The 16,457-nt window shown below is 46.4% G+C and carries 15 protein-coding genes; 4 read left to right on the forward strand and 11 right to left on the reverse strand.

The features are described from left to right. Positions 1 to 2: 2 nt before the first annotated feature. From rsmG to R7Q39_RS23140, 11 genes are all read right to left on the reverse strand, one after another. Positions 3 to 638, reverse strand: coding sequence for a 16S rRNA (guanine(527)-N(7))-methyltransferase RsmG (gene rsmG, locus R7Q39_RS23090; RefSeq protein ID WP_005378902.1), 636 nt, complete (start codon positions 636 to 638; stop codon positions 3 to 5). Then, a complete protein-coding gene (mnmG, locus tag R7Q39_RS23095) occupies positions 638 to 2,533 on the reverse strand; it encodes a tRNA uridine-5-carboxymethylaminomethyl(34) synthesis enzyme MnmG (RefSeq protein WP_005378901.1) in 1,896 nt (631 codons plus the stop codon). The genes rsmG and mnmG overlap by 1 nt, the downstream gene beginning before the upstream one ends. A 477-nt stretch (positions 2,534 to 3,010) precedes the next feature. Then, on the reverse strand, positions 3,011 to 3,445 hold the full coding sequence (gene mioC, locus R7Q39_RS23100; protein ID WP_005378900.1) for an FMN-binding protein MioC: 435 nt from the start codon (positions 3,443 to 3,445) through the stop codon (positions 3,011 to 3,013). A 100-nt stretch (positions 3,446 to 3,545) separates the two neighbouring features. Continuing rightward, entirely contained in the window at positions 3,546 to 4,907 is a 1,362-nt protein-coding gene (gene mnmE, locus R7Q39_RS23105; RefSeq protein ID WP_005383836.1) for a tRNA uridine-5-carboxymethylaminomethyl(34) synthesis GTPase MnmE, read from the reverse strand. Between the two features lie 130 nt (positions 4,908 to 5,037). Then, the gene (gene yidC / locus R7Q39_RS23110) at positions 5,038 to 6,660 is read right to left on the reverse strand and encodes a membrane protein insertase YidC (RefSeq protein WP_005383834.1); all 1,623 of its coding nucleotides are present in this window, start codon (positions 6,658 to 6,660) and stop codon (positions 5,038 to 5,040) included. Between the two features lie 2 nt (positions 6,661 to 6,662). Then, complete coding sequence (yidD, locus tag R7Q39_RS23115; RefSeq protein WP_005378822.1) at positions 6,663 to 6,920, reverse strand: membrane protein insertion efficiency factor YidD; 258 nt, start codon at positions 6,918 to 6,920, stop codon at positions 6,663 to 6,665. Next, complete coding sequence (rnpA, locus tag R7Q39_RS23120; protein WP_005394102.1) at positions 6,887 to 7,210, reverse strand: ribonuclease P protein component; 324 nt, start codon at positions 7,208 to 7,210, stop codon at positions 6,887 to 6,889. Before rnpA ends, yidD begins: the two co-directional genes overlap by 34 nt. A 46-nt stretch (positions 7,211 to 7,256) precedes the next feature. Continuing rightward, entirely contained in the window at positions 7,257 to 7,391 is a 135-nt protein-coding gene (rpmH, locus tag R7Q39_RS23125) for a 50S ribosomal protein L34 (protein ID WP_005378825.1), read from the reverse strand. A gap of 242 nt (positions 7,392 to 7,633) precedes the next feature. Beyond that, positions 7,634 to 8,371 (reverse strand): amino acid ABC transporter ATP-binding protein, encoded by a 738-nt coding sequence (locus R7Q39_RS23130; RefSeq protein ID WP_005378827.1) that lies wholly within the window; start codon positions 8,369 to 8,371, stop codon positions 7,634 to 7,636. Then, the gene (locus R7Q39_RS23135; protein WP_005378829.1) at positions 8,368 to 9,039 is read right to left on the reverse strand and encodes an amino acid ABC transporter permease; all 672 of its coding nucleotides are present in this window, start codon (positions 9,037 to 9,039) and stop codon (positions 8,368 to 8,370) included. Before R7Q39_RS23135 ends, R7Q39_RS23130 begins: the two co-directional genes overlap by 4 nt. A 114-nt stretch (positions 9,040 to 9,153) precedes the next feature. Beyond that, positions 9,154 to 9,900 (reverse strand): amino acid ABC transporter substrate-binding protein, encoded by a 747-nt coding sequence (locus R7Q39_RS23140; protein WP_005378831.1) that lies wholly within the window; start codon positions 9,898 to 9,900, stop codon positions 9,154 to 9,156. A gap of 412 nt (positions 9,901 to 10,312) precedes the next feature. Here R7Q39_RS23140 and dnaA point away from each other — a divergent pair, with 412 nt between their 5' ends. From dnaA to gyrB, 4 genes are all read left to right on the forward strand, one after another. Beyond that, entirely contained in the window at positions 10,313 to 11,719 is a 1,407-nt protein-coding gene (gene dnaA / locus R7Q39_RS23145) for a chromosomal replication initiator protein DnaA (protein WP_005378835.1), read from the forward strand. Between the two features lie 63 nt (positions 11,720 to 11,782). Then, entirely contained in the window at positions 11,783 to 12,883 is a 1,101-nt protein-coding gene (dnaN, locus tag R7Q39_RS23150) for a DNA polymerase III subunit beta (protein ID WP_318076911.1), read from the forward strand. Between the two features lie 9 nt (positions 12,884 to 12,892). Next, positions 12,893 to 13,972, forward strand: coding sequence for a DNA replication/repair protein RecF (gene recF / locus R7Q39_RS23155; RefSeq protein ID WP_005378839.1), 1,080 nt, complete (start codon positions 12,893 to 12,895; stop codon positions 13,970 to 13,972). A gap of 13 nt (positions 13,973 to 13,985) precedes the next feature. Further along, positions 13,986 to 16,403 carry a DNA topoisomerase (ATP-hydrolyzing) subunit B gene (gene gyrB, locus R7Q39_RS23160; protein ID WP_005378841.1) on the forward strand — a complete coding sequence of 806 codons (2,418 nt, stop codon included), beginning with the start codon at positions 13,986 to 13,988 and terminating at the stop codon, positions 16,401 to 16,403. Positions 16,404 to 16,457 lie beyond the last annotated feature (54 nt).

The raw sequence follows: 16,457 nt of genomic DNA on the forward strand, positions 1-16,457 counted from the left end.
CGCTAATTTTCCTTGCGCGATAAGATTACTAGATGACGATCACCTTCCAACTCAGGAACAGCCAAAGATATGATCTCTGTCACACTGCACCATTCAGGAAGCTGATCCATTTCATCTTTAGGGTGCTGTCCTTTCAGCGCTAGAAACACCCCGTGCTCTTGTTTCGGCAAATGGTGGCACCATTCCACCATGTCTGTCATTGAAGCAAAAGCTCGACTCAAAACGCCATCAAATTTTTCTTCAGGTTGGAATTCTTCGACGCGACTTTGAATTGGTGTCACGTTTTTCAGCCCTAATGTGTGCACGACTTGCTTGATAAAACGAATGCGTTTGCCAAGACTGTCGAGCAAAAAGAAGGTTTTCTCAGGGTTCATTATTGCCAAAGGGATGCCCGGTAACCCCGGACCAGTACCAACATCAATGAAGCGCTCACCGGGCAGGTGTGCGCTTACAACGATACTATCAAGAATATGTTTCACTAACATATCAAGCGGATCACGTACCGATGTTAAATTGTACGCTTTGTTCCATTTGTCGAGCAGTTCGACATAACCAACTAACTGCTCTCGTTGCTGTTCTGACACTTCCAAATCGGTTTTCGCGATCAGTGAATCCAGCTTTGTTCGCAATGCGCTCATTATTCTTCCTCACCTTTCTTCAGCAAACCATGCTTTTTCAAGTGAACAAGTAGAATAGAAATTGCAGCAGGCGTAATACCAGAAATGCGTGATGCAATACCGATGCTCTCTGGTTTGGCCTCGCTCAGTTTAGCAACGACTTCGTTTGATAAACCTTTTACATCGCGGTAATCCAAATCAGCAGGTAACTTGGTATTTTCGTGACGCAGTGATTTTTCGATCTCTTCCTGCTGACGCTTGATGTAACCATCGTATTTCACTTGAATTTCAACTTGCTCAGCCGCTTGCTGATCTTCAAGTGCAGGAGCAAACGCTTCAAGTTGCGTCAGTTGCGAATAAGTGATCTCTGGACGACGCAGAAGATCCTCACCACTCGCTTCACGGGCCATTGGGGTTTTCAGCAGCTTGTTCAGCTCATCAACACCCTCTGACTTCGGATTCATCCACGTTGCTTTCAAACGCTGACGCTCCGTTTCCATATTGTTGATTTTCTCGTTAAAGCGAGCCCAACGAACATCATCAATCAAGCCTAGCTCGCGCGCTTTTTCCGTTAAACGTAAATCGGCGTTATCTTCACGAAGTAGCAGGCGGTATTCCGCACGAGAAGTGAACATGCGGTACGGCTCTTTGGTACCCATGGTCGATAAGTCATCAATCAACACGCCCATGTAAGCTTGGTCACGACGTGGGCTCCAGCCTTCTTTGTCTTGGCTAAACAAGCTTGCATTTAGACCGGCCATCAAGCCTTGCGCTGCGGCTTCTTCGTAGCCAGTCGTGCCATTAATCTGGCCAGCAAAGAACAAACCATGGATGAACTTCGTCTCGTACGTTTGCTTCAAATCACGTGGATCGAAGAAATCATATTCAATCGCATAACCTGGGCGAACGATGTGTGCATTTTCAAACCCTTTCATTGAGCGCACGATTTGTACTTGCACATCAAATGGCAAGCTGGTCGAGATACCATTAGGGTATAACTCGTGCGTGGTTAGGCCTTCTGGCTCAATGAAGATTTGGTGGCTGTTTTTGTCAGCGAAACGCATCACTTTGTCTTCAATAGACGGACAGTAACGAGGACCAATACCTTCAATCACACCTGCGTACATTGGACTGCGATCCAAGTTACTGCGGATCACATCGTGAGTTTGTTCATTGGTGTGGGTGATGAAACATGGAATCTGACGCGGATGCTGTTCACGTTTGCCCATGAACGAGAATACAGGCGTTGGGTTATCACCGTGCTGAGCTTCTAGCACTGAAAAATCAACAGTACGAGCATCAATGCGCGGTGGAGTACCTGTTTTTAAACGATCCACACGGAACGGCAGTTCACGCAGTCGATCCGCTAATGCGATCGATGGTGGATCCCCGGCACGACCACCAGACGAGCTTTCCATACCTATGTGGATCTTACCACCAAGGAAGGTACCCACGGTTAGCACAACGGCTTTCGCATGGAAGCGAAGTCCCATTTGAGTTACCACACCAACTGCGCGATCTTGTTCAACAATCAGATCATCAACTGACTGCTGGAACAACGTTAAGTTAGGCGCATTTTCTAATGCATTACGAACGTACGCTTTGTACAGAGCGCGATCGGCTTGAGCTCGAGTTGCTCGTACTGCAGGACCTTTGGAGGCATTTAGTGTACGAAACTGAATACCTGCATGGTCGATGGCTTCAGCCATCAAACCGCCCATAGCATCTACTTCTTTTACTAAGTGACCTTTACCAATACCACCGATCGCCGGATTACAAGACATCTGGCCTAATGTATCGATGTTATGGGTAAGGAGAAGCGTTTTTTGTCCTGTGCGTGCAGATGCGAGCGCGGCTTCCGTTCCTGCGTGTCCGCCACCGACAACAATGACGTCAAAGTTTTCGTGATAAAGCATGAACTGACCTCAGGTATTCAAAGGGATTTAATGGACAGATAAAGGAGCCGTATTTTACCTGCTTTATGCCAGAGAGAAAAACGTTTTCTCGTTTTATCCGTTTTAAGCTTCAAGATAAATATATATAAGATCTATATATATGATCTTTTATTAGATCTACTATTAGGATCGACCGTTTCTGTGGATAACCTAAAAATGATCAACAAGATCATGGATCTTCTTTGGATTATATCTTGTGATCATGATTGGATCAGATCGAGGATTACCTGGGATCAAAAGTGGTGGTTATACACAGGAGATAAAATTGATCAAAGTTGTTATTGGGATAACTAAAGGAAAATCACTGGATCTTATTGTAGTTATCCACAGTCTGTTTGGTTGGTTTTTGAGCGGTTAAACAAAATAATTTGGTGGGAGTTATTCACATGGGAGAAAACAGAGCCGAATTTCGACTCTGTTGAAGGGAAAGTCGTGAGTTTAAAAACGTTCGATATTCTCTTTTAACCACATCTCTGCGGCGTCTTCTGGCACATCATGGCTCAGTACATCGATTTTAAAGCAATCTGCGAGAGGGGTTGCACCAATATCCTCTAATAAATCATAAGCGTGTTGACCTGCGGCACAGAACGTATCGTAGCTAGAGTCACCAATCGCAATCACCGCAAATTTTACATCAGTCATTTTTGGCGGTGTATTTTGTAATGCTGCGATAAAAGGTTGGATATTATCAGGATACTCACCAGCTCCATGTGTAGAGGTGATCACCAACCACGTACCTTGATTTTCGATATCACTGAGGGAAGGCTGGTTGTGGATCGTTGTTTCAAATCCATTCTCGTTGAGTAGATCACTCAGGTGATCCCCTACGTATTCTGCGCCACCTAACGTGCTGCCTGTAATAATGTGGATCATACTTCTTCCTTATTGAATGCGACGGCTAAAGCTCATGGATGGCTTGCCGTACAAAAAGAAACGCGGTGTGAGTTAAGCTCAGCACCGCGCGTTCGATTATTTACTTCCCGATACAGAATGAAGAGAAGATTCGTCCCAGTAAGTCGTCAGAACTGAACTCACCGGTAATCTCATTGAGATGTTGTTGGGTGATGCGTAGCTCTTCAGCCAATATTTCACCAGCCATATAGCCTTCAAGCTGCTCCTGGCCTATTTGAAGGTGCTGTGCGGCACGTTCTAATGCATCGAGATGACGACGACGAGCCATAAACCCACCTTCACTGTTGCCAGAGAAGCCCATACACTCCTTGAGATGATCGCGCAGAGCTTCAACTCCTGCACCAGTCTTCGCTGACAAACGGATAAGGGTAGGGTTATTGACGTGGCAGATCCCCATATCTTCACCCGTTTGATCCGCTTTATTACGGATCACCGTTATGCCAATGTTGTCTGGTAGGCGATCCACAAAATCTGGCCAGATATCTTTCGGATCGGTGGCATCGGTTGTTGTGCCATCTACCATGAACAACACGCGGTCTGCTTGGGCTATTTCATCCCACGCACGTTCGATACCGATTTTCTCTACTTCATCGGAAGCATCACGCAAACCTGCTGTATCAATGATGTGTAGTGGCATGCCATCAATATGGATGTGCTCACGCAGTACATCACGCGTGGTTCCTGCTATGTCGGTTACGATTGCAGACTCTTTACCCGATAGTGCGTTCAGCAGGCTTGATTTGCCCGCATTTGGACGACCCGCAATCACGACTTTCATCCCTTCACGCATAATAGCGCCTTGGTTAGCTTCTTTGCGCACCGCATCTAGGTTGTCGATGATGGCTTGTAGGTCACCAGCCACTTTACCGTCGGCCAAAAAGTCGATCTCTTCTTCAGGGAAGTCGATGGCTGCTTCAACATAGATACGCAAATGAATCAGCGACTCAACTAAGGTATTAATGCGGCCTGAAAATGCGCCCTGTAAGGATTGCAGTGCCGATTTTGCTGCTTCTTCAGAACTGGCATCAATGAGGTCTGCGATCGCCTCGGCTTGAGCGAGGTCGAGTTTATCGTTCAGAAATGCGCGTTCAGAGAACTCACCAGGGCGAGCAGCTCGAATACCATCTATACCTAGAATGCGTTTTATCAGCATATCCATCACGACAGGGCCGCCATGGCCTTGCAGCTCAAGTACGTCTTCACCTGTAAATGAGTGTGGGTTAGGGAAGTACAGTGCGATGCCCTGATCAAGCACAGTGCCATCTTCTGACTTAAACGGCAGGTACTCTGCGTAGCGAGGCTTTAGTGTTTTGCCAGTGACTTCTAACGCCACTTGGTTGGCTTTAGGGCCAGAAACTCGAATAATACCGACACCGCCACGACCAGGCGCGGTCGCTTGAGCGACAATCGTATCTGTAGTCATAATTTTGCCTTTTGAGCTGGGCTATAGGGAAGATACCTAGGGAGCCATCACAATTAATTAGCTGAATTGTAATCAGCCAAAAACAAAAAGGCGACCTTTTGGCCGCCTTTCTCAATCATTTCCTAAAAGGTTACTTGCTGTGTAAGCCTTTTTTCTCTAATCCTTTGTAGATCAGAGTTTGCTGGATAAGCGTTACGATGTTCGACACCAACCAGTACAGAACGAGACCTGATGGGAAGAACAAGAAGAAGAAGGTAAACATAACCGGCATAAAGGTCATGATCTTCTGCTGCATTGGATCCGTTACCGTTGTCGGGCTCATCTTCTGGATTAGGAACATAGACGCACCCATCAATAGCGGCAGGATGTAGTAAGGGTCCTGTGCTGAAAGGTCATGAATCCAACCGAAGAATGGAGAGTGACGTAGCTCTACCGATTCCATTAGTGCCCAGTAAAGCGCGATGAAAATAGGCATCTGTAGGATAAGAGGTAAACAGCCACCTAGTGGGTTCACTTTCTCTTTCTTGTACAGTTCCATCATTTCTTGGCTCATGCGCTGACGGTCATCACCGATACGCTCACGCATTGCTTGCAGCTTAGGCTGTAGCATGCGCATTTTCGCCATAGACGTGTATTGCGCTTTTGTTAGTGGGTACATTGCACCACGAACGATGAAGGTCAGACAGATGATTGCCACACCCCAGTTGCCAACAAAGCTCTGGATGAATGAAAGCAACATATGAAGAGGCTTCGCAATGAACCATAACCAGCCGTAGTCCACTACTAGGTCTAGGTTAGGTGCCACTTCTGCCATTTCATCTTGCAGTTTTGGACCAACCCAAAGTGTTGCTTCAAACTTAGCCTGATCGCCTGTTGCGATAGTTTTGTTCGGCATACGAACGCCGATGTCGCCTAGGTTGCCAATTACACGAGTGTATAGGTTAGTACCTGGTTCGTTACGTGGGATCCAAGCTGCGGCAAAGTAGTGCTGAATCATTGCTGCCCAACCTTGGCCATCGGCTAGGTTAAGAGACAGGTTGCGATCCTGCATATCATCAAAGCTGTACTTCTTGTAACGCGTATCTTCTGTTGAGTATGCGCCACCACGGTAAGTAGGCATTGTAATGCTACCACCATCGTCCATTAGGTTTTGACGTAGGTGAGCGTACATACCAAATGTTGCGTTGTTGCCTGAGTTGTTCACTACATCGTATTCAACATTAAGCGCGTAGCTGCCGCGTTTAAAGATGTAAGTTTTGGTGTATTCGATACCGTTTGCAGTGAATGTCATCGGAACGCGAAGTTCATCTTGACCGTCAGCCATTGTGAAGCTGTCTGCACTTACGTTGTAGTGAGGGCGATTTGTGCTGCTCAAGTCGATACCTTGAGGGCCCACTAGACCGCTTTGAGCGATAAATTGGTGACCTTGAGCGTCTTTAAGCAGAACAAAGGAATCTGATGAATCTAACTCAGCAGAGTATTCGTTAAGGTTGGCATGTACCACATCGCCACCAACGGTGTCGATCGACAGAGTTAAAACATCAGTCGTTACTGTGATAGTTTTTGCAGAAGCTTGCTGTTGACCAGGAACTGGGTCAAGTTCATCAGCAAAAGATGGTGCAGGTAGAGTGCTGCTTGATTGAGCCTGTTCAACTGCTTGAGGTTCTGGATTCTTTGCAACTTGCCATTGTTGAAACAGCAAAAAAGAAACCAGGGCCAAACCGATGAGCAGGATATTACGTTGAGAATCCATCGTTAGTTATCTCTGTCTTGTTTTTGGACTGGTGGAACGGGGTCATACCCCCCTTCATTCAAAGGGTGGCATTTTAATAGACGTTTGCCTGATAACCAACATCCTTTTACAAAACCGTGAGCTCTCAAAGCTTCTAGCGCGTAAGTGGAACAGGTTGGTGTGAACCGGCAACGAGGACCAATCAAAGGGCTGATAAACCAGCGATACAGATAAACGAGCCCAATGGCTATCCACGTGAAGGGCGAGACAGGCGTTGCCATAGCTTATCAAACAACTTAAAAATTTCCTCATTGCTTAAATCTTGCGCGCTTTTCTTCGCAATCACAACAAAATCTTTGTTTGGAAGCTGATGTTGATTGTTACGAAAGCTTTCACGAGCCAAACGCTTAAATCGGTTACGACCGACAGCCGTTTTGATTTGCTTTTTGGGAACCGCTAAACCTAATCGTGGGTGAGAAAGTTTGTTATTGCGAGCAATGATGGTGAAATGAGGCGAGCCAGCTCGATGAGCTTGCTGGAAGACGTTTTGATAATGCTCGGGAGTTAACAAACGTAACTCCCGATTAAACGCGTACGTGTTCAAAATAAACTAGCGATTATTTTGATAGGCGCGCACGGCCTTTTGCACGACGTGCGTTGATAACTTTACGACCGTTCTTAGTTGCCATGCGAGCACGGAAGCCGTGAGTACGCTTGCGCTTTAGAACTGTAGGTTGAAAAGTGCGTTTCATGATAATTACCTTTACTGATCAGTAGTTTTAGGTTCTTGTTAAACCCGGCGTGGGTATTTGCTTTCTTATATAAAGAAGCTCTTTATATAGAGAAGGACAACCGACGCCTCTCAACAAAGAGGCGGAATTGTAATCACACTCACATAATGTGTCAATGACTCAATGAGTACGAAATTCCGGCCGGGCGATTATACGTAGTGTGAGTAAAATCTCAAGGATCAATCGATCCTGATGCTTGATCGTTACTCTATTCCTACTTGGTTAAGGAATTTTTTCAAACGAGGATCTTGTGGATTATCGAAGATATCCTGTGGAGAACCTTGCTCAACGATATTGCCTTCCGCCATGAAGATCACTCTATCAGCGACTTCTTTCGCGAATTGCATCTCGTGCGTCACCACCAGCATGGTTTGATGCTGATTAGCTAACTTCTTCATTAATGAGAGAACTTCACCGACCCATTCAGGATCCAGCGCAGAAGTTGGTTCGTCAAACAACAGCAGTTCTGGTTGCAGCGCCATCGCTCGGCCGATACCCACGCGTTGTTGTTGGCCGCCAGATAATGCCGCTGGATAACTATCGCCTTTATCCCCAAGGCCGATGTCATCCAGAATTTGTTGCGCTCGTTTGAGAGCATCGGCTTTTTTCCAACCTCGAACGGTCACTAGACCTTCGGCAATGTTCTGGCGCGCATTCATATGGGCAAACAGGGCATAGTTTTGGAACACAAAGCCAGTTCGACGACGCAGCGCTAATACTTCGGCTTTAGTGTGTTTTTGAGTATCAACGGAGATGTCATCTATCGTGATACGACCTTCATCTGCTTGTTCTAGAAAGTTCACCGTACGCAGCAAGGTTGATTTACCCGTACCACTTGAGCCGATAATCACGATGATCTCACCTTGCTTAATATCGAGGTCGATGCCTTTCAGCACTTCAGTCTCACCAAAACGTTTGTGAATATTTTCTAACTTAATCATCGTACGTACGCCTTATTCAGTTTTGCTTCTGCCCAGATTTGTACGCGAGTCAGAATTACCACCACGCCCCAGTAAATAAGAGCAACCGCAAGGAAAGCTTCAAAGAAACGGAAACTTGATGAGGCTTCCATCTGTGCTTTCGCCATGATTTCGGCCACACCAAGCGTGAAAGCGAGAGACGTTGACTTGATCATATCGATGAAATAGTTCATCAATGAAGGCAGTGCGACACGCGTTGCTTGAGGTAAAATCACTCGGCGCATTGCTTGGGATGTCGTCATACCGACCGATAAGCTCGCTTCCATTTGGCTGCGATCAATGCCAATAATGGCGGCACGAATACTTTCCGCCATATAAGCGGCAAAGTGCAGCGTTAAACCGATAACCGCTGCTGAAAAGGCGTCGATACCGACCATCAATGGAAAAATTTGCGGTAAGCCGTAATAAAGCAGGAAAAGCTGAACCAACAGTGGGGTGCCACGGAAGAAGCTGATGTACAGTTGGCTTAATTGATCCAGAACTGGCAGTTTAAATACGCGAATATTGGCTAAAATGACGGATAAAATCAGCGAAAACACCAATCCCCATGTCGCCATTTCCATGGTTGTGCCAAGATATTTCAGCAATATCGGCAGCAGTTCCAACATGTAATTAAAGTCAAATCCCATACGGCTTACCTAAAGGCTAGAGAAAAGAAAAGGTGGAAAACAAGTTCCACCTTTACGTAAGTTTATTTTAGTCCGAGAGTGATACCACTTTGCGGCCTAAAGTACAAAGAGTTCTTATTTCGTGATGTCAGCGCCAAACCACTTCACGGAAATTTTCTCTACTGTACCATCTGCGCGCATCTCAGCCAGTGCTTTGTTTACTTCTTCTTGCAGCTTACGACCTTTCTCGTTGTCAACGAAAGGCCATGCGTTTTGAATGGTCTCAAACGGTTCGCCTGCCAATTCCAGAGGAAGGCCTGTTTTCTTAATCAGCTCTAACGCAGAAAGACGATCCATTACAAACGCGTCTGCACGACCGAGCGCCACGTCATGTTCGATACCTGTGTCGTACGTTTTAATGTTGATCTTGCCGTCTTTGTCGTATTGACGCAGCAGTTGCTCAAAGTTAGAGCCTAGGTTCACCGCAACGGTTTTGCCCGCAAGATCGTCAACACCTTTGATGCTGTCGTTGCCTTTACGCACGGTAATTTGTGCGCCATCTACAACGTAAGGGTCAGCAAATAGGTATTTAGCTTTACGCTCATCAGTCATGGTGATTTGGTTGGAGATCGTATCGATACGACCAGTTTCTAAAAGACCAAATAAACCAGAGAAGTTGGCTGTTACGTATTCGATTTTGTAATCGTTACGTTTACCGATTTCATCCCACATGTCGACTTCAAAGCCTTGTAGCTTGTCTTGCTTTACAAAAGTAAACGGGAAGTAGCGACCTGACATACCAACTTTGACTTCAGTAGCGGCTTGTACGGTTGCTGCCGACAGTGCAATGGCTGCAACGGCAACCTTAATCCAGTTTTTCATAATACATCTCCATAATTTTATGGTTGGAAATACTACTGTTAGTTAGCTCAATTAAATAAATAACCAAGAGCAATAACCTAGACCTGTGAGTTATTAGATAATAGAAGAAGAATGTTAAATGTGACGAAAATGCGAACTGAACCTAGCGAAATGATCGACAAAATCAACATTGGGAATAAAATAATACACAGACTTATCACCAATCGCTCGATCTTGTGAATTTTGCCCAATTGTGGATCGTTGTGTGGGCAAATTTGGGGCAAGGTGTGTTGATCTCATCAAGTTTGCAGAAATAATTGTGAATAACTTGGATCTTATTCACTGGATCGTCGATCAATCGCTGGCGATCTTGGTTATCAACAGGTAAAATTGCCAGTCTTTTCCGATAATTCAATTACTCAGTGGGGGCACCGTGTCATCTTCGCTTTGGCTGCAATGTTTGCAGCAGCTTCAAGAAGAGCTACCAGCTACAGAATTCAGCATGTGGGTTCGTCCGCTACAAGCGGAGCTCAATGACAATACTCTCACTCTATTCGCGCCAAACCGCTTTGTGTTGGACTGGGTGCGTGATAAGTATCTGAACAATATTACTCGCTTACTGCAGGAATACTGCGGTGGCGATATTCCTAACTTACGCTTTGAAGTGGGGAGCCGACCTGTCTCTGCTCCAAAACCAGCGCCGACACGTACGCCTGCAGATGTGGCTGCCGAGTCATCTGCACCTGCGCAATTACAGGCGCGTAAGCCAGTACACAAAACCTGGGATGACGACGCTCAAGCGATTGCGGCTATCAATCACCGCTCAAACATGAACCCAAAACACAAGTTCGACAACTTTGTTGAAGGTAAGTCGAACCAACTGGGTTTGGCTGCGGCGCGTCAGGTATCGGATAACCCAGGTGCAGCTTACAACCCACTATTCCTATACGGCGGCACGGGTTTGGGTAAAACCCACTTATTGCATGCGGTGGGTAACGCGATTGTGGATAACAACCCGAACGCAAAAGTGGTCTACATGCACTCAGAACGTTTTGTGCAAGACATGGTAAAAGCGTTGCAAAACAATGCGATTGAAGAATTCAAACGCTACTACCGCAGCGTGGATGCGCTCCTTATCGATGACATCCAATTCTTTGCTAATAAAGAACGTTCACAAGAAGAATTCTTCCATACCTTCAACGCACTATTGGAAGGTAATCAGCAGATCATTCTAACGTCTGACCGTTATCCTAAAGAAATTAATGGCGTTGAAGATCGTCTTAAATCTCGCTTTGGTTGGGGTCTTACTGTTGCGATCGAGCCGCCTGAGCTTGAAACGCGTGTGGCGATCTTGATGAAAAAAGCTGAAGATCACCAAATCCACCTTGCTGATGAAGTGGCATTCTTTATTGCCAAGCGTCTGCGTTCGAACGTTCGTGAGCTCGAAGGTGCACTGAACCGTGTTATCGCGAACGCGAACTTTACTGGTCGTCCAATTACGATTGATTTTGTTCGTGAAGCGCTGCGCGATCTGCTTGCTCTACAAGAGAAGCTGGTGACTATCGATAACATTCAAAAGACCGTGGCGGAATACTACAAGATTAAAGTAGCGGACTTGCTGTCTAAGCGTCGTTCTCGTTCTGTAGCGCGTCCTCGTCAGCTGGCTATGGCGTTAGCAAAAGAACTAACCAACCATAGCTTGCCTGAAATTGGCGATGCGTTTGGGGGCCGCGATCATACGACCGTACTTCATGCTTGTCGCAAGATTGAGCAGCTGCGTGAAGAGAGCCACGACATTAAAGAAGATTACTCTAACTTGATTCGCACCCTGTCTTCGTAATCGGTTAGAATAACGGTATTCTAAGCAAATCATTTATTGAGCTGACAGCGTAAAGAGCCAAGCATGAAATTTACCATTGAACGTAGTCATTTAATCAAACCGCTACAGCAGGTTTCGGGCGCTTTAGGTGGCCGACCAACTCTGCCAATCCTGGGTAACCTACTTATTAAAGTAGAAGAGAACGTATTGTCGATGACGGCAACCGATCTTGAAGTAGAGTTAGTAAGCAAAGTGACGCTAGAAGGTGATTTTGAAGCGGGCAGCATTACCGTTCCTTCGCGTAAGTTTCTCGATATCTGCCGTGGTTTACCGGACGATGCGATCATCACATTTGTATTAGAAGGTGATCGCGTACAAGTTCGCTCTGGTCGCAGCCGTTTCTCGTTGGCAACGCTTCCTGCGAACGATTTCCCTAATATTGAAGACTGGCAAAGCGAAGTGGAAGTATCACTGAGCCAAGCCGATCTACGTACGCTGATCGACAAAACTCAGTTCTCGATGGCGAATCAAGACGTTCGTTACTACCTCAACGGCATGTTGTTTGAAATTGACGGCACCACGTTACGCAGCGTGGCGACGGACGGCCACCGTATGGCGGTATCGCAAACTCAGCTAGGTGCAGACTTTGCGCAGAAGCAAATCATCGTGCCACGCAAAGGTGTGCAAGAATTAGTAAAGTTGATGGATGCGCCAGAGCAGCCTGTAGTACTTCAGATCGGTAGCTCCAATGTTCGTGCTGAGGTGAATAACTTTACTTTTACCTCTAAGTTGGTTGATGGTCGTTTCCCTGACTACCGCCGTGTATTGCCTCAGAGCACCAATAAGACCCTAATAGCAAGTTGTGACGAGTTGCGCCAAGCCTTCTCTCGTGCTGCGATTCTTTCCAACGAAAAATTCCGTGGCGTGCGTGTGAATCTGGCTGATACTGAAATGCGCATAACCGCGAATAACCCAGAGCAAGAAGAAGCGGAAGAGATGCTTGATGTAACCTTTGAAGGTGACGCCATCGAAATCGGCTTTAACGTAAGCTATGTGCTTGATGTTCTGAACACGTTGCGTTGTGAAAATGTACGTGTGTCGATGTCGGATGCTAACGCTAGCGCATTGATTGAAAATGCCGACGATGACAGTGCCATGTACGTGGTGATGCCAATTCGTCTATAAGCCAACTGAATGCCTCTTTCTCGTCTCATCATTCAGCAGTTTCGAAACATTAAAGCCTGTGATATTGAGTTATCAGCAGGCTTTAACTTTCTTATCGGGCCGAACGGCAGCGGTAAAACCAGTGTCTTAGAAGCGGTTTATCTGCTCGGGCATGGCCGCTCATTCAAGAGCTCTCTCACCGGACGAGTGATACAAAATGAGTGTGACGAACTGTTTGTTCATGGTCGTTTTTTGAACTCGGATCAATTTGAGCTACCTATCGGCATTAATAAGCAGCGTGATGGCTCAACAGAGGTTAAAATAGGCGGTCAATCTGGACAAAAATTAGCGCAGCTGGCACAAGTTCTGCCTCTGCAGTTGATACACCCAGAAGGGTTTGATTTACTGACAGATGGCCCTAAACATCGTCGTGCGTTTATTGATTGGGGCGTGTTTCATACCGAGCCCGCTTTTTATCAAGCATGGGGAAGGTTCAAGCGTCTGAACAAGCAGCGCAACGCGTTGTTGAAAACCGCCAATAGTTATCGTGAGCTCAGTTATTGGGATCAGGAAATGGCAGGGTTGGCTGAAAACATCAGCCAATGGCGAGCAAGTTACATCGAGCAGATGAAAACCGTCGCAGAAACTATCTGTCAGACATTTTTGCCAGAATTTGAGATCCAATTGAAGTATTATCGTGGCTGGGATAAAGACACTCCATACCACGAGATACTAGAAAAGAATTTTGAGCGTGATCAGGCATTGGGATACACCTTTAGTGGCCCAAACAAAGCTGATTTGCGCATTAAAGTGAACGGAACGCCCGTTGAAGATGTTCTGTCACGCGGTCAATTAAAACTCATGGTGTGTGCATTGCGTGTAGCGCAAGGGCAACACCTGACAGAGATGGCCGGTAAACAATGCATTTACCTAATTGATGACTTCGCGTCGGAATTAGATAGCCAACGTCGCAAGCGTCTTGCTGACTGCTTAAAAGAGACGGGCGCACAAGTATTTGTAAGCTCTATCACTGAAAGCCAAATCGCCGATATGTTGGACGATAACGGTAAATTGTTTCATGTGGAACATGGCAGGATAGAGTCAAACTAGAAGAGAGAAACTCATGTCTGAAAATTACGATTCATCGAGTATTAAGGTACTGAAGGGTCTGGATGCGGTACGTAAGCGTCCAGGAATGTACATCGGCGATACGGACGACGGCACCGGCCTTCACCACATGGTTTTCGAGGTGGTGGATAACTCAATTGATGAAGCGTTGGCAGGTCACTGTAAAGACATCGTTGTGACAATTCATGAGGATAACTCGGTTTCCGTTAGCGATGATGGTCGTGGCATTCCAACAGAAATCCACTCAGAGGAAAATGTCTCTGCAGCAGAAGTAATCATGACGGTTCTTCACGCGGGTGGTAAGTTCGACGATAACTCATACAAAGTATCGGGTGGTCTTCACGGGGTAGGTGTTTCAGTAGTAAACGCACTATCAGAGAAAGTTGAGCTAACGATTCATCGTGGTGGCCATATCCATACGCAAACCTACCGCCATGGTGAGCCTCAAGCGCCACTAGCCGTTGTGGGTGATACGGATAAAACCGGTACACAAATTCGTTTCTGGCCAAGTGCCGAGACGTTCTCTAACACAGAGTTCCACTATGACATTCTGGCGAAACGCCTGCGTGAACTGTCATTCCTGAACTCTGGTGTGTCGATCAAATTGGTTGATGAACGTGAAGCGGACAAACATGATCACTTCATGTATGAAGGTGGTATTCAAGCGTTCGTTGATCACCTAAACACCAACAAAACGCCAATCATCGAAAAAATCTTCCACTTTAACTCTGAGCGTGAAGACGGCATTTCAGTTGAAGTGGCGATGCAATGGAACGATGGTTTCCAAGAGAACATCTTCTGCTTTACCAACAATATCCCACAGCGTGATGGTGGTACTCACCTTGCTGGTTTCCGTGCTGCGCTAACACGTACATTGAACAGCTTTATGGATAAAGAAGGTTTCTCGAAGAAAGCGAAAACAGCGACTTCAGGCGACGATGCGCGTGAAGGTCTAACTGCGGTTGTTTCGGTGAAAGTGCCTGATCCTAAGTTCTCAAGCCAAACAAAAGACAAACTAGTTTCTTCTGAAGTGAAATCAGCTGTTGAGTCTGCAATGGGTGAAAAACTGTCTGAGTTCCTGATTGAGAACCCGACAGAAGCGAAGATGGTTTGTTCGAAAATCATCGATGCAGCACGTGCACGTGAAGCTGCGCGTAAAGCTCGTGAAATGACGCGCCGTAAAGGTGCACTAGACCTAGCTGGTCTTCCAGGTAAACTTGCAGACTGTCAGGAAAAAGATCCGGCACTCTCTGAACTGTACATAGTGGAGGGTGATTCGGCAGGCGGCTCCGCAAAACAAGGCCGTAACCGTAAGAACCAAGCGATCCTACCGCTAAAAGGTAAGATTCTTAACGTAGAAAAAGCGCGTTTCGACAAGATGCTATCTTCTCAAGAAGTAGCAACACTGATCACCGCACTAGGTTGTGGTATCGGTCGTGACGAGTACAACCCGGACAAGCTTCGTTACCACAACATCATCATCATGACCGATGCCGATGTCGATGGTTCGCACATCCGTACGCTACTGTTGACCTTCTTCTACCGTCAAATGCCAGAGCTTATCGAGCGTGGCTATGTGTACATCGCTCAGCCACCACTATACAAAGTGAAAAAAGGCAAACAAGAGCAGTACATCAAAGATGAAGAAGCGATGAACCAATACCAAGTATCATTGGCTCTGGACAATGCATCGCTACACGTAAACGCAGAAGCACCTGCACTGGCAGGTGAAGCACTAGAGAAGCTTGTTCAACAGTACAATGCGGGTATTAAACTGGCGGAACGTATGAGCCGTCGCTACCCAAGTGCTTTGGTAAACGAGTTGATTTACACTCCTCGCCTAACGCCAGAGCAATGCCATGACGCATCAGTTGTGGAAGCTTGGACGAAGCAGCTTATTGAACAGCTGAATGCGAAAGAAGTGGGTGCAAGTCAGTACAGCTACGAAGTTGAGCAGCACGAAGAGCTAGGCTTAAACTTGCCTAAGATTGTGGTTCGTACTCACGGCGTGACGCACGAACATGCAATTAGCATCGACTTCCTAAACTCGAAAGAGTACGGCAAGTTGGCCGATCTATCAGAAGCACTTGATGGACTTCTGGAAGAAGGCGCGTACATCAAACGTGGTGAGCGTACTATGCCAGTGGCAAACTTTGCAGAAGCGCTTGACTGGTTAGTGAAAGAGTCAATGCGTGGCTTAAGCCGTCAGCGCTACAAAGGTCTAGGTGAGATGAACCCAGACCAACTTTGGGAAACCACCATGGACCCAGAAACTCGTCGTATGATGCAGGTAACGATTGAAGATGCGGTAGGCGCAGATCAACTGTTCACTACGCTAATGGGTGACCAAGTAGAACCTCGTCGTAACTTCATCGAAGAGAACGCACTGAAAGTAGCGAACCTAGACGTATAACGACACTGTTCGTGATAGTAAAAAGCAGCGAGAAATCGCTGCTTTTTTTGTTGT

It is taken from the genome of Vibrio sp. 947, from assembly GCF_033339115.1.
In the GTDB taxonomy this organism is placed as follows: Bacteria; Pseudomonadota; Gammaproteobacteria; order Enterobacterales; family Vibrionaceae; genus Vibrio; species Vibrio alginolyticus.

Coding starts and splice junctions, on each gene's coding strand:
- rsmG (WP_005378902.1), bottom strand. CDS start 638: ATGAGCGCATTGCGAACAAAGCTGGATTCACTGATCGCGAAAACCGAT.
- mnmG (WP_005378901.1), bottom strand. CDS start 2,533: ATGCTTTATCACGAAAACTTTGACGTCATTGTTGTCGGTGGCGGACAC.
- mioC (WP_005378900.1), bottom strand. CDS start 3,445: ATGATCCACATTATTACAGGCAGCACGTTAGGTGGCGCAGAATACGTA.
- mnmE (WP_005383836.1), bottom strand. CDS start 4,907: ATGACTACAGATACGATTGTCGCTCAAGCGACCGCGCCTGGTCGTGGC.
- yidC (WP_005383834.1), bottom strand. CDS start 6,660: ATGGATTCTCAACGTAATATCCTGCTCATCGGTTTGGCCCTGGTTTCT.
- yidD (WP_005378822.1), bottom strand. CDS start 6,920: ATGGCAACGCCTGTCTCGCCCTTCACGTGGATAGCCATTGGGCTCGTT.
- rpmH (WP_005378825.1), bottom strand. CDS start 7,391: ATGAAACGCACTTTTCAACCTACAGTTCTAAAGCGCAAGCGTACTCAC.
- R7Q39_RS23130 (WP_005378827.1), bottom strand. CDS start 8,371: ATGATTAAGTTAGAAAATATTCACAAACGTTTTGGTGAGACTGAAGTG.
- R7Q39_RS23135 (WP_005378829.1), bottom strand. CDS start 9,039: ATGGGATTTGACTTTAATTACATGTTGGAACTGCTGCCGATATTGCTG.
- R7Q39_RS23140 (WP_005378831.1), bottom strand. CDS start 9,900: ATGAAAAACTGGATTAAGGTTGCCGTTGCAGCCATTGCACTGTCGGCA.
- dnaN (WP_318076911.1), top strand. CDS start 11,783: ATGAAATTTACCATTGAACGTAGTCATTTAATCAAACCGCTACAGCAG.
- recF (WP_005378839.1), top strand. CDS start 12,893: ATGCCTCTTTCTCGTCTCATCATTCAGCAGTTTCGAAACATTAAAGCC.
- gyrB (WP_005378841.1), top strand. CDS start 13,986: ATGTCTGAAAATTACGATTCATCGAGTATTAAGGTACTGAAGGGTCTG.